Source organism: Polynucleobacter sp. AP-Nino-20-G2, assembly GCF_018688235.1.
Classification (GTDB): Bacteria; Pseudomonadota; Gammaproteobacteria; order Burkholderiales; family Burkholderiaceae; genus Polynucleobacter.
Window position 1 is genome coordinate 304,847 of record NZ_CP061313.1, and the last position, 15,750, is coordinate 320,596.

A 15,750-nucleotide genomic window follows, 5' to 3' on the forward strand; every position below is an offset into this window, starting at 1 on the left:
ATGAAAAATGAAAGCTAGATGAAAAATTTTTTAGGGAAGTTTATTCGTAGATATCTAGATATTTCAGAGAAATGTTTTGGTCAAAACGGGGAAGACCTTGTTCTAAATAGATATTTTCAGGGCAAAAGAAATGGCTTTTATGTTGATGTGGGTGCTCACCATCCCACTAGGTTTTCAAATACATATTTATTTTATAAAAAAGGCTGGAGCGGGATTAATATTGATGCCAACCCTAGCTCTATGAATTTATTTAATAGCAGGAGAAAAAGAGATATTAACTTAGAGTTGGGCGTTTATACTCAGAGCGGATCTTTATCCTTTTATCAATTTAATGAGCCGGCATTAAACACTTTCAATGAACAGGAGGCACTGCTAAAGCAGGTTGATCCTTACAAAATTATTAATGTTGATTCTATTCAGGTTAACACATTATCAGATATTCTTCATAAGCATCTACCTTCGGGAAAATTAATTGATTTTCTAACTATAGATGTTGAGGGTTTTGAATATGAAGTATTGATGTCTAATGACTGGGAAATTTTTAGACCAGAGTATATTTTGGTTGAAATATTAAGAGTTGACCTTTTGGATATCGCGTCTTTAGACTCTGTTAGATATCTCTGCGCGCAAGACTATACACCGATTTGTAAGGTTTACGACACCCTTTTTTTTAAGAATGCAAGAATATGAATCTTGCTCCAATAGTTTTGTTTGTCTATAAAAGACTAGATCATACAAAGAAGATAATTGAATCCTTATTAGAGAATGAAGAGTCAAGAAACTCTACTCTCGTTATTTATGCTGATGGCCCTAAAAGTGATTCAGATGTCTTTGAGGTCAGAAAGGTTAGAGCGTTTTGTAAATCCATTAGTGGTTTTAAGTCAGTAGACCTTATTGAAAGATCAGAAAATTATGGGCTAGCCAGTTCTATTATCTCTGGAGTAACCGAGGTTTTGACTACTCAGAACAAAGCCATAATATTAGAAGATGACATATTGGTCTCTCCATTCTTCTTAAAGTATATGAATGAAGCGTTAGAACTATACAAGGATGATCCTATCGTGGCGGCTATTAATGGGTACTCTTTGCCCGTAGGCACTAAATTACCAGAAGTTTTTTTTCTTAAGGGCGCAGATTGTTGGGGTTGGGCTACCTGGAGACGAGCATGGAGCCTTTTTAATCCCGATGGCGCATCTTTACTTTCAGAGATTAACTCACGTGGTTTAAAGCACGAATTTAATCTCGGCGGATACTATCCTTACGTAAAGATGCTTGAAAATCAAGTAATGGGCCGAAATCAGTCATGGGCAATACGCTGGCAAGCCAGTGTATTTCTTAGAGGGATGATGACGCTTTATCCGGGGCATAGTCTTGTGAGGAATATCGGTAATGATAATAGTGGAGTACATTGCAATGCCACGAGTGATTTTGATGTGCAGCTTAGCTGCAGATCTATTGAGGTCAATAGAGTCCCAATCATCGAGTCTATACAAGCACTAGACGCTGTTAAGCTTTTTTATAAGAAGACTCGATGGTTTCCAAGGCGACTGGCGCGATATATTTTTAACCAGATCGCCAATTTTTTTCTGAAAATCTACTCAGGCTTAAAAAATCATGAATAAATATTTTTTTAAAGACATTCTTGAGAGAATAATTTCATTTGAAGAATTCATTGCAAGGCGCTGGGCTGCTAATGCACATTGGCGGCTTATGATGGTGCAATGGGGTTTGCCTCCTAAGCCCCAGCATACTGACCATCATATTGATTTGTTTTACAAATGGATGAAAACACGCGACGCGATGTGGTTACAGCGCGGGGTTTTTTCTTCCATAATCTTAAGTGGTGGTAAAGTTCTTGAATTGTCATGTGGCGATGGATTTAATAGTCGTAATTTTTATTCATTACGGGCCAGTAGTATCGTGGCCTGCGATTCTGATGAAAAAGCAATTGCTAATGCAAGACTTAAAAATTCAGCGCCAAATATTAGCTACGAAATTGCAAATATCACAAATTCGATGCCTGAGGGCCAATTTGATAATGTCATTTGGGATTTTGGTTTTCCGTTATTGGAATACTTTACACAAATTGAAGTAACAAATATATTTAAAAATATAAAATCTAGAATAAGTGAAAAAAAAAGAATTTTTTCTGGATATACTATCGCGCAAAAAAAATCAGAAAATTTGGCCATACCTGAACTTACTTTTTCTAATGCGCAAGAATTACACGGCTTTCTATCAAATTTTTTTAGTAAAGTTTTTGTATTTGAAACGCATTCTCCAGATCGCTTAAATCTTTATTTTTGGGCTTCAGATAATCCCCTTCCTTTTGCTGATATAAATATAGATGCAAATAATCTTACATTATTCAAGCAATTGGAGGGCCAATGATTCCATTCAATAAATCCCATGTCGGAGAGCGTGAGCTCGAATACATAAGGGATGCAATTGAGTCAAATGCTTTATCAGGCGATGGCGCCTATACCAAACGTTGCAATAGTTGGTTGAGTAAGGAATTGGGTTCTCAATTTCCGCTTTTAACGCAATCTGCAACTGCCGCGCTTGAAATGGCCGCTCTTTTGACTGACTTAAGCCCTGGTGATGAAGTGATTATGCCTTCTTACACCTTCGTTTCTACAGCCAATGCTATTGTTTTGCGTGGAGCAATTCCAGTATTTGTTGATATTCGCCCTGATACTTTAAATATAGATGAGAGGCTAATTTTCGGTGCAATTTCTGAGCGAACGCGCTTAATTCTTCCTGTTCATTATGCTGGCGTTGCATGCGAAATGGATGAAATCCTTAGAATTGCCAACGATCATGATTTGTTGGTGATTGAAGATGCCGCCCAGGGAATAATGTCCTCGTATAAAGGACGTGCCTTGGGCGCAATTGGCGATATGGGAGCAATAAGCTTTCATGCTACTAAAAATATTAGCTGTGGCGAAGGAGGTGCTTTTCTGACGAGCAATCCTAAAATTGCTGAGCGAGCTGAAATGGTGAGAGAAAAAGGCACAAATAGAAGTAAATTTTTCCGCGGAGAAGTGGATAAATATAACTGGGTTGCAACAGGGTCCTCATACCTTCCAAGTGAACTGAATGCCGCTTATTTATCTGCCCAGTTGGATGCTGCCAAAGATATAACTAAAATGCGTCTTAATATTTGGGATAAATACCATCTTGCATTTGAGTCATTCGAAAAATCAGGTATTGTAAGGCGCCCTATTGTGCCAAGTGAATGTACGCATAATGCTCACATATACTATTTGATCTTGCCATCCCTAGTTTTGCGCACCAAATTTATTGAAGCTATGAAGGGGAAGGGGGTTGCCTGTACATTTCATTATGTACCATTGCATTCATCTCCGCACGGCATTCGTAGTGGTCGTGTAGGCTCAGATATGAATTTCACCAGCGATCTTGCGGATCGAATTGTTAGGTTACCACTCTGGCCAGGGCTGGAGCCACAGCAAAACTATGTAATTGATAGCGCCATTGAGATACTGAACCGGTTCTAGATGCTTAATCAATCTAAGAATATATTTAACAGTGGTAAAACTATCTTTTCCGCCGTTATGGATGGAAAAGTGACTGGACAGATAAATACTGCAAGATTTCTTCTTAAAATCCTTGGTGAAAATATAGATGAGAGCCGGCTTGTGTTGCTGGAGCAACCAGAAAAATCGAAAATGTTTTTTTTTAATTGGGTTAAGTATTTAGCAAATTTTGCAAAAACATCATATTTCAATAATATTAAATGTGTTTACATAGTCGCAAACAGGACTAGAAAAAGTTTTTGGTTTCGAGATCTTTTTCCGCTGACGCTGGCTTATTTTTCTGGCGCCAAACTTTTCTATCATATAGTCGGAAATGATTTTCGGGATTTTATAGATTCCCTTTCGGCATTTGAAAGAAAGTTTTTTTTCATCCTTGTAAGCAAAAACACCTGCACTTTTGTTGTGTTGGGTTCTCGTATGGAGGATGAGGTAAATGATACTATATCTACATGTTGTCCGCTTAGCTTTGAGAAGGAATTTATCCATTTGCCAGCATTTATTTCCAATGGGTCAATTGACGGCTCAAAAGAATTTTTTGAGTCCGCTAAAATAAATTCCACGATTACTTTGGGATTTATGTCTAACTTAATTCCCGAAAAAGGATTTAACTATTTTTTAGAGGCCTGCACTCTTTTCTTAAGGAATCATCCTGATTGTCAAGTATGGATCGCTGGACCTAAATTTGTTGATGGTCATTACGAATTACTCGATGAATTGGTTGATCAAAAACGCATTACATATTATCCATATTTAGATGGAGATAGAAAGTGGCAGGTATTATCTAAAACAGACATATTTGCATTGCCCACCTTCTATAAGGCAGAGTATTTACCCCTATCTATTTTGGACGCAATGCTCTGTGGTTGCTACGTGATATCTTGTGATACTGGGGATATTTCAAAATATATATATGAGTTTAACGGTGCTTTGGTAGATAAAGAAAGCGTAACCTCAATTTTCAACCAGTTTGAGAAATTTCTAGGGGCATCACAGGCTTATGACAGAAATAAAATTAGAGATTTTGTCGTAGATTCATTTGCTGAAGCAAAATATCGAGAAACATTATCTGTGGTATGGCTTACTTAGCTCCCCATATGATTTAACTTTTACTAATTGACATCGTTATTAATAAAATAAATTTAGTCGACTGCAAATGCCTATTAAAATTTCGGTAATTACTGATGTATTTAATGTATAAGATACCATAACTAGTGCACCAGCTGATGATGGAGGCATATAAGATTGATTTTACTGCCGTTAATTTATTTAAATGAAAATATCAATAATTACTGTTGTATTTAACGCCTCAGAAACTATCGGCGCCTCTCTTGCCAGTCTTCGCGAGCAAAACTATCCTCAGGTTGAACATATTATTATTGATGGAGCATCTACTGATGGTACTTTAGATATTCTTAATAAATCAATGTCAAAGTCTGCTATTTTGGTCAGTGAATCAGATCGTGGTATTTATGATGCACTGAATAAGGGGCTAAAAATATCATCTGGTGAGATTATTGGTTTCTTACATGCGGATGATGTTTTTGCCAATTCCAGCGTTTTGAGTGATATTGCTTTTGCATTTTCGGACCCTTCGGTTGAGGGTGTCTATGGAGATCTTGTCTATGTTGATAAGTATAATATTGAAAAAGTTATCAGAAGATGGAGATCCTCAAGTTTTTCTTATAATTTATTAGGCGCGGGTTGGATGCCGCCCCATCCAACTTTATTCGTTCGTCGAGAGTGGTATGTGCGCATAGGAGGCTTCAATGATAAGTATCGAATTGCCGCTGATTATTTGAGTATTTTGAAATTGTTTTCAATTCCTGAATTTAAGACTGTATACCTTAACAAGGTTCTAGTTCAAATGAGGCTGGGCGGTACCAGCAATCATTCTTTTTCAGCCATCTTTAAAAAGTCTTATGAGGATTGGATGGTGCTTCGTTCTGTTGGTTTTTGTCGCTTTAGCGCACTTAAGGCATTAATTTTAAAAAACTTCACTAAGATTTTTCAGTTTTTGTAGATCTTAGGTGGGTGACTTTTAAATTAGCCCAATTGCTGCATGCTATAAGCTTTTAATTTTAACTATTTATACTTCAATTTTCTTCACCTTCACTATAAATAAATGAGGGTAGGCGAGGCTTTTAACTCATCAGTTAGAAATTTTTTTTAGTAAATCTTGTGAGGATTGGAGAAGGGATTCCAAGGAATAACTGTTTTGGACATCTTCACACCTTTAAGACATCATTTTTTATTTATAGTTATTCTAAAAGCCTTATAAATAATTTAAATATGTTTGAATTATCTCCATTGCCATATTTAATAATATTTATTAGGAATGCTAATCCAGAAATACTATAGTATGTACAAATTGTGAAAAATATTTTATTTGATTTATTATTAATAATAGATAGATAAATAATAATGCTAAATAAAATTATGTTAATCCTTTCACCCCCCAAAAAAAATGTAACTAAAAATATTGGAAATGTTAAAAATGGCACCTTAATATTTTCTATTCCACCTAAATAAAATATAATAGATAATAATATAATAGATTTTATAGCCGATAAATCATCAATTGGTTGACTATAATAAAAATTTATTTTACTCACTATTTTTTCTAAATCAATAAAGCATATAAATAAAAAAATAATACAGGCTGATAAAAATAGCACATACAATAAATTATATCGTATATAGTAGAAAATTTCTTTTATACCTACATTTAATAGCATATACGAATCTATTAGGTAGATTAAAAAAATACTTTGTGTATGAATAAATAAGGCAATACCTTGAAGTATGTAGCGAAGGTATAATTTTTGTATTAATATTGATATCAGTATAAAAATAATTGAAAATTTTAATCTTTCTAATGAAAATAGTAGGACAAAGTAATAGTAGTTTGTAGATAAAAATAGAACTGTTAATTTACTAACATTATAATCCCTCAGAATTAGTCCAAATAAAATCCCTATAACTGTATTGGCTAATATTATTAGCCAGTCTTTATTTACAAAGTAGAGTATTTTTATAAGATAGTAATACCCCATATCAGAAGCACCAATTTTTTCTATATAGTAAGATTTAGCTAATTCACTATTTTCTATCATTATTTCGTGGAATGTTCTATAAAGTGTTTGGTCGCCGCTCTGATAAAGTGGCATAAAAATAATACTTATTAAGAAAGTGTATGTTGCTAAATAATAAGGAATATATTTATAATTTCTTTTTATGGTCATGTATTTATCAGATGCATTTAGAATATTCAATTTATTTCTCTTTACTTTAACTTATTAATCATTTAATTAAATTTAATAAATAATTCCTAATCTATTATCATAAATCTAATCTGGAATCTTTATTTTTAATGCCAACTTTATCATATGCATATATATTTCTATTTATTAATTTTTAAAATGTTAATTTTAGGATTGGAAATGAATATTTGATAAATACACCCCTTTTGAGTTGGTCATCTTCTCTTTATGGACAATTACCGTGGGATTTGGTGTTTAACTCTAGACTGTTAAGGCCTAGCTCGCGCAACCGATGTGCTCTAAATATCTCATAACAGTATCAGTCTTTGACCATCTTCCGCGCTGCATGATGATTGGCATACTTGCTCCCGAATTTAGTAAATCCTGCGCGGCACCTACTCTCATTGAGTGTCCGCTGATCCTTTTAATAACTGATTCATTAAGACCTGCATTCCTAGCTATTCGTTTGTAGATGCGATTGACCTGACCTGAGCCCAGATTACTAAATGAAATTCTTCCTCCACGGTTAATGCCGACCATGAGGTATTCCTGTCCCTCAGGAAGCTCTTTCATCCACTCCACCAATGCTAGGTGGGCTCTTTGACTTAGGTGTAGCCATTTCCCCGTGGAGTCTTGATCTGTCTTACTTTTTCTCAGGAGAATGGATGAAGTCTCAGTACCATTCTGAATGTTGATTTTGACATCCCTGACTTGTAGCGAGACTAATTCAGTACGTCTGCATAGGGTGTCATAGGCCACCAGCAATAAAACCCTATCTCGCGAATGCCTCTAATGGAATCATCGGTAGCTAATAACAACTTCTCCAAGGTTTCTATATTGATGCTGCCAGCTTGACTGCAGGAGCGTCCTAACTTGCGATGCATTCTTCGCATCTCTAAAGCTACATCAGGATCTTTAGCAGGGTCTTCGAAGCGGTTGAGTTTATGAATAGCAGATAGTCCACACAAGGCTCGTCGAATACTCGCTGATGATCTGCCACTATCCGTCAATTTACAAATGTATTGCACAACTAAGATGGGCTGAGCTGGAAGTGCATTGGCATTTCTGTCATGGCAAAAATAAATGAAATCATTAAAGTCAGCGCGATAAGCGCGAATCGTAGCCTGTGCATAAGCGCCTTCAATTTTAACGATGGTTTCTTGAAAAAGTTTTGTATCTTGATTTATATCTGATAGCTGACTGGTTTCCTCTATCTCTAGATTGTTACTCTTAACCAACTTCAATTTTCTTTTAACTGGACTTTTGGGTCTGGATTGTGCAAAATCTTGATTAATAAGCATTTTTTATCTCCAATAAGATATCAAATATTACTTAAATACAATAAATAATATCATTATAGGTTAATTTAATCTTGATTACAAGTGGTCAAATTAAGGCTGCGCGTGCTTTGCTTGGGCTTACAACGGCGAAACTGGCTGAATTGTCTGGAATTGGATTTACAACTCTTGTGCGTCTAGAGTCCTTTGACGGTGTGCCGTCTGCCAACATCAAGACGCTTGATTCTGTTAAGCGTACCCTTGAGAGCTCTGGCATCGAATTCATTGGCACCCCTGATGATGGTCCTGGTGTTCGACTATTTAATAAGGGCTAAATCATGGCCGAGTCCTCATCTGTCACCAAATCAAGTCGCTCGGGCGGACCACAAACGGATGAGGGTAAAAAGATTGCGTCACAAAATGCATTAAAGACTGGTGCCTATTCCAATACCTTGATTTTGCCGGGTGAGGACGAGTCTCAGTTTCGTCAAATTGAAGATCAATTCGTTAGAGACTTTCATCCAGAAGACATGGCCGAGATTGCGATGGTGCGTGATCTTGCAGTGCTGGCTTGGAAGAAAATTCGTCTTGAAAATCTCGAGCTACGATTTACGCTAGCTCGCCTTAATGCACCTTTAGATTATTTTGATAAAAAAGATACTCAATATCTTTCGTCTCATAAAGTTGAATCCAATCTCCATCGTCTATCAAGCTATACAGGTGAGATTAAAAACGAGGCAGAGTTAGCTAAGGCTTACGCCGAGCGCTTTCAAGTCAAGGGAGCCACTATCGAGGAGCTTGAAGGGCTTGAGAAGTCTCATCCATTAATTCATAAAAAGTTGGTGGAGTATATTGATCATTATGGGTTTACCAATCCAATAGCTAAGAATGTGCTTCATTATGAGATTGAAAATGATGATGGTGAGGCGGAGCTCTTTTGGAATTATTTCTTAAAAATTGCGATTGAAGACTTAAACCAAATGATTTGGTTTTGTGACAACCGCTCTCAGATTGAGCAAGAGTTGCAGGTTGTTAAGGATAAGCGCCTGATGGAGCTCATGCAAAACGAGAGGCCGAGCAGGGCCTTTGATGATTTACGTCGGAACTTTTATCGTACCTTAAGTGAGCTACGCAAACACCAGGAGTGGAAGCGCAAGATGCAAGTGGTTGATGTGGCTTCGCGAAACGTAGTCGATTCAGGCGAAGATAGTGCCTCGGAGTAACGAGTCTTCGAGTCCTATTTTTTTACCTGTTAATCTAAATAAGACGTATTTAGATTGAGGATTTTGAGCTACCCTGCAAAAATCACCCAATTTACAAAACGGACTCATTCTCATTTAGAGAATGGTAGGGGACTCGCTAGATCTCGCTACTTTACTGGGATTATGTAATGAGAAGCGCCCGCTAATGCCATATATCAATCACTTAAGTTGCAGCTGTAAGAATTTTCATTCTTTCAAATCAACTACATCTGATAGCAATATTTCATTGATATTTTTATGCTCAATCTTTCGATTGCTTAAGGAATCGCCATGCTATCCATTGAATATATTCATAAACGATCAAAGCTCTTTCGTATTGAGTTGAGTCTTGTGGTGGTTGCCACTTTAGTTGTTCTGATTTTGGTGTGGCAGATTTTGAGTACACTCAAATTCTTTAAATGATTTGTCATTCAAAGATGTGTCGTACTATGTGAGATTCTTGGCTCACTTGGTTTTGTGAATTAGTAAGGATGCATCCAGTCCGGTGTTTTGAAGGTCACAATCTTTTTGTATAGCCAAACATAGTTTACCGTGAATATGATTGAGCAGGTAATGAGGATGTAGGTTGAATTCCAATATAGGATGGCTGGAACTATTGCCATCGCAGTTAAGACCCAAAGATAAGGCGAGGTCTTAGCATTGGCTGTGAAGATGTCGCCCTTTTGCGTATTGCAAATCGGATTCAGAATTCTTCTAAAGATGAGCGTATGAAAGTGAATGCCATCAGGCAATCCCGGATTTATACCTTGATGAATTTTTCTTCTATAAATAGTGAATAGCGTTTCTAGGATCGGGTAAGCATTTATAAGCAATGCAAACCAAGGTGAAATATTGTGATGGCGCGCCACAAGTAAGACGGTAACGATTGAAATCCAAAAGCCAATTAAGTAGGCCCCGCCATCACCTAGGAAAATGAGGCCTCTTGGATAGTTCCATAGGAAAAATCCCAAAATAGATGCTGCCATGACGAGGCTCAAATACATCATGAGGGGATCACCAACGGTATAGCTTACATACGTTAGGCCCATCAGCGTAATGATGCCAACCATGCTTGATAGACCGTTGAAGCCATCGATAATGTTATAGGCATTGGCTAGGCCGGTAACAGCAAAGATCGTCAAAATTAAACCAACGCCTGGGAGTGCAATCAAGTAATCCACGCCTGGAATATCTAATCTAGTGATTTTTGCTCCGAGATAGATTGCTGCCATTGCAGCTCCGATCGCAGTGAACAGGAGTCGGGACTTGACCCCCACTCTTTTAGTGAGGTCTTCCGTTAAGCCAATCGCAAAAGTCGGAATTGCGCAAACTAGCAGAGTTGCTTCAAGACTGGCGCCTGGATTGGATTGAAGGCGAAAGAGTGTGGCAGTAAAAATCCCCGCTGCAATGCTAATGCCACCGATTCTAGGAACGGAAATTTTATGAAATTTCTGTGGCCCTGATAAATCCGAATCTGCTGAAATATGATTATGCAAATGCTGAAAACGAATAATCAGCAATGTGGCGATAAAGGAAGAGAAAAATGCGGCCAATAAACCAGTCATTCGGTCATTATAAATTCTTAAACTGGTTTATAGGAGAAATAAGCCATAGTTCGAGTTCCAACATGCCTAAATATGATTAAGGCACCAAACTTAAAAACAAGAACTCAAAGAAGATAATTAAGTGCACCACACCTTGCAGTAGGGTGGTTCTACCAATTGCCAGAGTTAAGGCGCCAATAAAGAATGACAGGTACATCAAGGTCATATTTAATGAGCTAATACCCAGACTTAATGGCAGATTGAAGAAGATGGCTATTGCCGCTACTGTTGGGATGGTTAGTCCAATGCTGGCCAAGGCCGAGCCTAAGGCTAGGTTTAGGCTACTTTGCAGACGGTTGGCTCTAGCAGCTCTCACCGCTGCATAGGCTTCTGGCATCAGCACTAGCATCGCAATGGCGATGCCCACCACTGTCTTGGGTGCGCCCGCTGCTTTTACTCCAGCCTCAATTGCAGGATTGAGCGCTTCAGCTAAACCCACCACCACAGCAAGCGAGATTAGCAATAAAACTACGCTGATGCTAGTTTTTAGATTGCTTGGCTTGTCTGCATGTGTATCGCTATCGACCTTTTGGTCTTCTGCTTTAGGTAGATAGTAGTCACGATGGCTTACTGTTTGGAAGAATAAGAAGGCGCCATATAGAGCAAAGGAGGCAATGCCAGCAAATGCTAGCTGGCTCTTTGTAAAGTCCGGCCCTGGTGTGCTCGTTGTCACTATCGGCATTACCAGAATGAATGTCGCCAAAGCGGTAAGTACTGCTAATGCGGAATTTGTTCCTTCATTGCGAAATGACATCTCATAATGCTTAAATCCGCCCATGAAGATACATAGACCAATCACCCCATTAATCACAATCATGACGGTTGCAAAAACGGCATCGCGTGCGATAAATTCAGAACCTTCATGACCAGCTAACATCATGGCAATGATGAGTGAGACCTCGATAATGGTGACGCTAATGGATAAGACCAATGTGCCGTATGGCTCACCGGTTTTATGCGCAATCACTTCGGCATGATGAACTGCTGAAAGTACGGCCCCAATGAGAATTGCACCCATCAAGACGATGAACCAGGTTTGGTTAAGTAGATTTGTCATATTCGATCTGGTCTATATATATGGGTGAGGCGTTTAAATTCAGGGTAAGCTTGGGTAATTAATTATTGATAGTTTAAAAGGTTTGCATGAATACGAAAGCAATCGTCTTATTTGGTCATGGTGCCCGTGATGTGCGTTGGCGCGAGCCTTTTGATCGCCTGGCTTCGCTCTGGAAAGCGCAACATCCTAGTACTCCTGTGGAATTGGCCTTTTTGGAGCTCATGGAGCCCAACCTAGAGCAGGCGATTGCTTCGCAGGTGGCTGCTGGTGCTACAGAGGTGGTGGTTGTGCCTGTCTTTTTTGGCCAAGGCGGCCATTTGCGCAATGACTTTCCGGTACTACTCTCTGCCTGTCGAGAAAAATTCCCCGGGGTGACTTTAAGCGCTACGCCTGCTGTTGGTGATGATCTCGCTGTCTTGCAAGCCATCATTGACTTTGGTGCTAGGGCTTTGTAACTCGATTGCTTGATTCTTTGTCTGCTGCTTTTCTCGTAAAGCTTCGCCAACCATAATCAATGCTGGTGAATTCCCATCAAACCACTGATCCGCCTTGCCTTTCGAGAGCTCGCCTAGAGTGCTAGACCAATGACGCTCATTTTGGGTGCTAACTGCTTCCAGAATATGTACTGGTGTATCGGCAGTCTGATTAGGGCTACCTTGTATTAATTGCTGCGCTATCTTGGCAGCGTCCTTGCGTCCCATGTAGTACACAAGAGTATCTGCAGTAGGATTTTGTAGGGGTTTATTACGTAGTAATTGATTACGTTTTTCTTCTGATTTACTTGCTACGTTTTCCGTACCTTCAGTGGCTTGTGCCAAGGTTACAAAAGCCACACTTCTGCTCACGCCCCGTAATGTCAGTGATTGCTGAATAGCTGCTGCACCCGCCAATGCGGCAGTAATGCCAGGCACAACTTCCACTTCAATCTGGTGATCTTTGAGTGCTTGGATCTCTTCATCAGCACGACCAAACATCATGGGATCACCCCCTTTGAGGCGAACGATTACTTGATATTTTTTTGCGGCATCAATCAGTCGTTTATTGATGAAGTGCTGCGCTGAAGATAGCATGCCGCAGCGTTTTCCTGCAGGCACCTTAATCGCTTGAGGGCAGAGCTCTAGCATTGCTGAATCTACCAACGCATCATGAAACACAATATCTGCTTGCTCGAGCAACTTGGCGCCACGCACGGTGATTAGGTCAGCGGCGCCAGGGCCGGCACCAACCAAATAGACTTTACCGAGAGTAGAAGTTGTCATGACGTTTTTAATCTTTGATCTTTGATGTTTTTTAGGCTGTCGCAATCGTTGCGCGTTGATCACGCCAGCTGTTTTGCGTTACCACTGAGAAAAGATCGAATTGCTTGGGAGCAACATCGAGCTTTTGATCCGGACGCAGTTCAAAAGCATCAAAGCCCACTCGTGCGCCTTGCAAGAGTTGATCAATTAAGACATCCCCAATCGCACGAACTTCACCTTGCCAATCAAATCGATCTCTGAGGAGGGCTGCAGTACTAAAGCTTCTGCCGTCTCTAAAGATAGGGAAGTGCGCACCAACCACGGGCCATAAGGCTTTACCCGCTTCAATAATGTCAGCATGCTTGAGGATGTCATCATCAGCAGCAAACCAAACGCCAATCTCGCCTTTGCTTGCTCTATTTATTACATCAGTGTTTTTATGATGAGTAATCCACCAATGAAATGGCACCAATACCTTGTGGAATCCATGCTCCAGATCTGGAATGCCGCCTTCATCACGCTCGCCATCCCAAACCTGCCATTCATTGGCGATGAGGGTGGGCTTGCCGTCTTTTGGAAAAGAAATAATTTGCTTGTTCATAGTTTTCCAGGATTAGGCTGTCGCCCCTTTGGAGTGCTTAGCATCATTTTTATTTAATGCGTTCTTATAGGCGGCCTCTTTAAAGGGTGTTACACCTAAACGGCGGTAAGTATCGATAAAGGGTTCATCACCAGTGCGTTGCTCTATATAAGTATTAATGAGGCTAGTCATCACATCGGGAATTTCATTGGCGTAGAAAGAAGGCCCAATGACTTTGCCAATGGAGGCATCATTGCCTTGTTCGCCACCGAGAGTAATTTGATACCACTCTTCACCATCTTTATCTACACCAAGAACGCCGATATTGCCAACGTGATGATGGCCACAAGAGTTGATGCAGCCAGAGATGTTTAAAGTGATACCACCTAAGTCATGCAAGTAATCCAAGTCATCAAAACGCTCTTGAATTGCTTTAGCAATGGGCAGGGATTTGGCATTAGCCAATGAGCAGAAATCACCACCTGGGCATGCAATGATGTCGGTGAGCAAGCCAATGTTTGGTAGCACGAGGTTTTGCTGTTTGGCAGCACGCCAGAGATTGAGTAATTCCGCTTGTTCAACATCTGCCAGCACTAAGTTCTGTTCGTGAGTAACGCGTAATTCACCAAAACTAAATTGATCAGAGAGATCAGCAATGGCGTTCATTTGGGCGCTAGTTGCATCGCCTGGAGCGGCGGTGCCATGGGGTTTGAGTGACAAGATCACTGAAGCATAGCCAGGCACTTGATGCGGTTTGACATTGCGCTCTAACCAACGGGTAAAGGCAATTTTTTCATTAGCATCTAAGTCTGCTGTGAAGCGAGCGGCTAACTGCTCATTGTCTACAGCTGTTAATGATTTATAACTTGGCTTAGTAAAGTGTTTCGCAACACGATCCCATTCAGCTTGAGTGAAGTTATCTTTGCTATTTTTGCTTGCGTTGTGTAACTGCGCCCATTCACCTTCCACTTGGCGTGCGAATTCTTCTGGGCCTAAAGCCTTTACTAAGATCTTGATACGCGCTTTGTATAGATTGTCTCTTCTGCCAAAGCGGTTATATACGCGCAATAGTGCAGTCAGATAACTGGGTAACACTTGCCAAGGAACATCTTGCTTAATCAATGAACCCAAAATCGGGGTGCGACCCATGCCGCCGCCCGCATAGATATCAGCAGTGAGTTCACCTTCGGGATTTTTCTTCAGTTCAATGCCAACATCATGGCAAAGCAAGACAGTGCGGTCTTCTTTAGCACCATTGATTGCAAACTTAAATTTACGTGGCAAGTGTGCAAACTCTGGATGCAGGGTGGACCATTGGCGCAGTAGCTCGCAGATGGGTCTTGGATCAATGTATTCATCGCCAGCAACCCCTGCGAAGGCATCACTCGTAATGTTACGAATACAGTTGCCTGAGGTCTGAATGGCATGCATCTCGACCTTGGCTAACTCGGCCAAGATATCGGGGGTCTGCTCTAACTCCACCCAGTTGTATTGAATATTTTGACGGGTCGTAAAGTGACCATAACCACGATCGTATTTGTCGGCAATAAAGGCGAGGGTGCGTAATTGCTTGGCACTTAATAAGCCGTAAGGAATGGCAACGCGCAACATGTAGGCATGGCGCTGATGGTACAAACCGTTTTGCAGGCGTAAAGGGCGAAACTCTTCTTCGGCTAAGGTGCCATTGAGGCGGCGCTCAACCTGGTCTCGGAATTGGGCAACCCGTTGATCTACAAGGGTTTGGTCAATATGGTCGTATTTATACATAGGCACACATTGTCTAGTGGCTTGAGTATTTCTACAACGAATTAAATATTGAGTCTATATAACTAAAAAGATATATAAAGCCATGAAAATTGGGTTTAGCCTTGATATTGGGCTGATACCCCTTGATTTAACTGGGATAATTTCCATAGAAATTATTATGTAATAATAT

At 39.8% G+C, this 15,750-nt stretch carries 18 protein-coding genes; 10 read left to right on the forward strand and 8 right to left on the reverse strand.

Going from position 1 to position 15,750, the window contains the following annotated elements:
* The first annotated feature begins 18 nt into the window (after window positions 1–18).
* The 6 genes from FD960_RS01670 to FD960_RS01695 all read left to right on the forward strand — a co-directional run bounded on the left by FD960_RS01670 (window position 19) and on the right by FD960_RS01695 (window position 5,577).
* On the forward strand, window positions 19–690 hold the full coding sequence (locus FD960_RS01670; RefSeq protein ID WP_215299425.1) for an FkbM family methyltransferase: 672 nt from the start codon (window positions 19–21) through the stop codon (window positions 688–690).
* On the forward strand, window positions 687–1,622 hold the full coding sequence (locus tag FD960_RS01675; protein WP_215299426.1) for a glycosyltransferase family 2 protein: 936 nt from the start codon (window positions 687–689) through the stop codon (window positions 1,620–1,622). The genes FD960_RS01670 and FD960_RS01675 overlap by 4 nt, the downstream gene beginning before the upstream one ends.
* Window positions 1,615–2,391 (forward strand): bifunctional 2-polyprenyl-6-hydroxyphenol methylase/3-demethylubiquinol 3-O-methyltransferase UbiG, encoded by a 777-nt coding sequence (locus tag FD960_RS01680; protein ID WP_215299427.1) that lies wholly within the window; start codon window positions 1,615–1,617, stop codon window positions 2,389–2,391. The genes FD960_RS01675 and FD960_RS01680 overlap by 8 nt, the downstream gene beginning before the upstream one ends.
* Window positions 2,388–3,518 (forward strand): dTDP-4-amino-4,6-dideoxygalactose transaminase, encoded by a 1,131-nt coding sequence (rffA, locus tag FD960_RS01685; RefSeq protein WP_215299428.1) that lies wholly within the window; start codon window positions 2,388–2,390, stop codon window positions 3,516–3,518. Before FD960_RS01680 ends, rffA begins: the two co-directional genes overlap by 4 nt.
* Entirely contained in the window at window positions 3,519–4,643 is a 1,125-nt protein-coding gene (locus tag FD960_RS01690) for a glycosyltransferase family 4 protein (protein ID WP_215299429.1), read from the forward strand.
* 184 nt (window positions 4,644–4,827) lie between these two features.
* Window positions 4,828–5,577, forward strand: coding sequence for a glycosyltransferase family 2 protein (locus FD960_RS01695; RefSeq protein ID WP_215299430.1), 750 nt, complete (start codon window positions 4,828–4,830; stop codon window positions 5,575–5,577).
* A gap of 238 nt (window positions 5,578–5,815) precedes the next feature.
* Here FD960_RS01695 and FD960_RS01700 read toward each other — a convergent pair whose 3' ends face one another.
* The 3 genes from FD960_RS01700 to FD960_RS01710 all read right to left on the reverse strand — a co-directional run bounded on the left by FD960_RS01700 (window position 5,816) and on the right by FD960_RS01710 (window position 8,118).
* Window positions 5,816–6,829 (reverse strand): hypothetical protein, encoded by a 1,014-nt coding sequence (locus FD960_RS01700; RefSeq protein ID WP_215299431.1) that lies wholly within the window; start codon window positions 6,827–6,829, stop codon window positions 5,816–5,818.
* A gap of 264 nt (window positions 6,830–7,093) precedes the next feature.
* Window positions 7,094–7,576, reverse strand: a complete 483-nt coding sequence (locus FD960_RS10545) for a tyrosine-type recombinase/integrase (RefSeq protein WP_215299432.1) — start codon at window positions 7,574–7,576, stop codon at window positions 7,094–7,096.
* Entirely contained in the window at window positions 7,540–8,118 is a 579-nt protein-coding gene (locus FD960_RS01710; RefSeq protein WP_215299433.1) for a site-specific integrase, read from the reverse strand. The genes FD960_RS10545 and FD960_RS01710 overlap by 37 nt, the downstream gene beginning before the upstream one ends.
* Window positions 8,119–8,189: 71 nt before the next feature.
* Between FD960_RS01710 and FD960_RS01715 the strand changes: the two genes are divergently transcribed.
* From FD960_RS01715 to FD960_RS10505, 3 genes are all read left to right on the forward strand, one after another.
* The gene (locus FD960_RS01715) at window positions 8,190–8,429 is read left to right on the forward strand and encodes a helix-turn-helix domain-containing protein (RefSeq protein ID WP_215299434.1); all 240 of its coding nucleotides are present in this window, start codon (window positions 8,190–8,192) and stop codon (window positions 8,427–8,429) included.
* A gap of 3 nt (window positions 8,430–8,432) precedes the next feature.
* Window positions 8,433–9,317, forward strand: a complete 885-nt coding sequence (locus FD960_RS01720) for a hypothetical protein (protein ID WP_215299435.1) — start codon at window positions 8,433–8,435, stop codon at window positions 9,315–9,317.
* A gap of 309 nt (window positions 9,318–9,626) precedes the next feature.
* Window positions 9,627–9,758, forward strand: a complete 132-nt coding sequence (locus FD960_RS10505; protein ID WP_256441753.1) for a hypothetical protein — start codon at window positions 9,627–9,629, stop codon at window positions 9,756–9,758.
* Between the two features lie 59 nt (window positions 9,759–9,817).
* Here the strand turns inward: FD960_RS10505 and FD960_RS01725 are convergent, their stop codons facing one another.
* Both FD960_RS01725 and FD960_RS01730 read right to left on the reverse strand, forming a co-directional pair.
* Entirely contained in the window at window positions 9,818–10,900 is a 1,083-nt protein-coding gene (locus FD960_RS01725; protein ID WP_215299436.1) for a glycosyltransferase, read from the reverse strand.
* 76 nt (window positions 10,901–10,976) lie between these two features.
* Entirely contained in the window at window positions 10,977–11,996 is a 1,020-nt protein-coding gene (locus FD960_RS01730; protein WP_215299437.1) for a calcium:proton antiporter, read from the reverse strand.
* An 86-nt stretch (window positions 11,997–12,082) separates the two neighbouring features.
* Between FD960_RS01730 and FD960_RS01735 the strand changes: the two genes are divergently transcribed.
* Window positions 12,083–12,451: a sirohydrochlorin chelatase gene (locus FD960_RS01735; protein ID WP_215299438.1), complete on the forward strand. Its 369-nt coding sequence runs from the start codon at window positions 12,083–12,085 to the stop codon at window positions 12,449–12,451.
* Here FD960_RS01735 and cobA read toward each other — a convergent pair.
* From cobA to FD960_RS01750, 3 genes are read right to left on the reverse strand one after another with little or no spacing between them, the layout of a single operon-like run.
* Complete coding sequence (cobA, locus tag FD960_RS01740; protein WP_215299439.1) at window positions 12,374–13,255, reverse strand: uroporphyrinogen-III C-methyltransferase; 882 nt, start codon at window positions 13,253–13,255, stop codon at window positions 12,374–12,376. The genes FD960_RS01735 and cobA overlap by 78 nt on opposite strands.
* Before the next feature lie 31 nt (window positions 13,256–13,286).
* Entirely contained in the window at window positions 13,287–13,835 is a 549-nt protein-coding gene (locus FD960_RS01745) for a DUF934 domain-containing protein (RefSeq protein WP_215299440.1), read from the reverse strand.
* 12 nt (window positions 13,836–13,847) lie between these two features.
* The gene (locus FD960_RS01750; protein WP_215299441.1) at window positions 13,848–15,581 is read right to left on the reverse strand and encodes a nitrite/sulfite reductase; all 1,734 of its coding nucleotides are present in this window, start codon (window positions 15,579–15,581) and stop codon (window positions 13,848–13,850) included.
* Window positions 15,582–15,750 lie beyond the last annotated feature (169 nt).

Excerpts from the sequence above, each read along its gene's own strand:
- FD960_RS01670 (WP_215299425.1), top strand. The coding sequence starts at position 19 with ATGAAAAATTTTTTAGGGAAGTTTATTCGTAGATATCTAGATATTTCA.
- FD960_RS01675 (WP_215299426.1), top strand. The coding sequence starts at position 687 with ATGAATCTTGCTCCAATAGTTTTGTTTGTCTATAAAAGACTAGATCAT.
- FD960_RS01680 (WP_215299427.1), top strand. The coding sequence starts at position 1,615 with ATGAATAAATATTTTTTTAAAGACATTCTTGAGAGAATAATTTCATTT.
- rffA (WP_215299428.1), top strand. The coding sequence starts at position 2,388 with ATGATTCCATTCAATAAATCCCATGTCGGAGAGCGTGAGCTCGAATAC.
- FD960_RS01690 (WP_215299429.1), top strand. The coding sequence starts at position 3,519 with ATGCTTAATCAATCTAAGAATATATTTAACAGTGGTAAAACTATCTTT.
- FD960_RS01695 (WP_215299430.1), top strand. The coding sequence starts at position 4,828 with ATGAAAATATCAATAATTACTGTTGTATTTAACGCCTCAGAAACTATC.
- FD960_RS01710 (WP_215299433.1), bottom strand. The coding sequence starts at position 8,118 with ATGCTTATTAATCAAGATTTTGCACAATCCAGACCCAAAAGTCCAGTT.
- FD960_RS01720 (WP_215299435.1), top strand. The coding sequence starts at position 8,433 with ATGGCCGAGTCCTCATCTGTCACCAAATCAAGTCGCTCGGGCGGACCA.
- FD960_RS10505 (WP_256441753.1), top strand. The coding sequence starts at position 9,627 with ATGCTATCCATTGAATATATTCATAAACGATCAAAGCTCTTTCGTATT.
- FD960_RS01725 (WP_215299436.1), bottom strand. The coding sequence starts at position 10,900 with ATGACTGGTTTATTGGCCGCATTTTTCTCTTCCTTTATCGCCACATTG.
- FD960_RS01730 (WP_215299437.1), bottom strand. The coding sequence starts at position 11,996 with ATGACAAATCTACTTAACCAAACCTGGTTCATCGTCTTGATGGGTGCA.
- FD960_RS01735 (WP_215299438.1), top strand. The coding sequence starts at position 12,083 with ATGAATACGAAAGCAATCGTCTTATTTGGTCATGGTGCCCGTGATGTG.
- cobA (WP_215299439.1), bottom strand. The coding sequence starts at position 13,255 with ATGACAACTTCTACTCTCGGTAAAGTCTATTTGGTTGGTGCCGGCCCT.
- FD960_RS01745 (WP_215299440.1), bottom strand. The coding sequence starts at position 13,835 with ATGAACAAGCAAATTATTTCTTTTCCAAAAGACGGCAAGCCCACCCTC.
- FD960_RS01750 (WP_215299441.1), bottom strand. The coding sequence starts at position 15,581 with ATGTATAAATACGACCATATTGACCAAACCCTTGTAGATCAACGGGTT.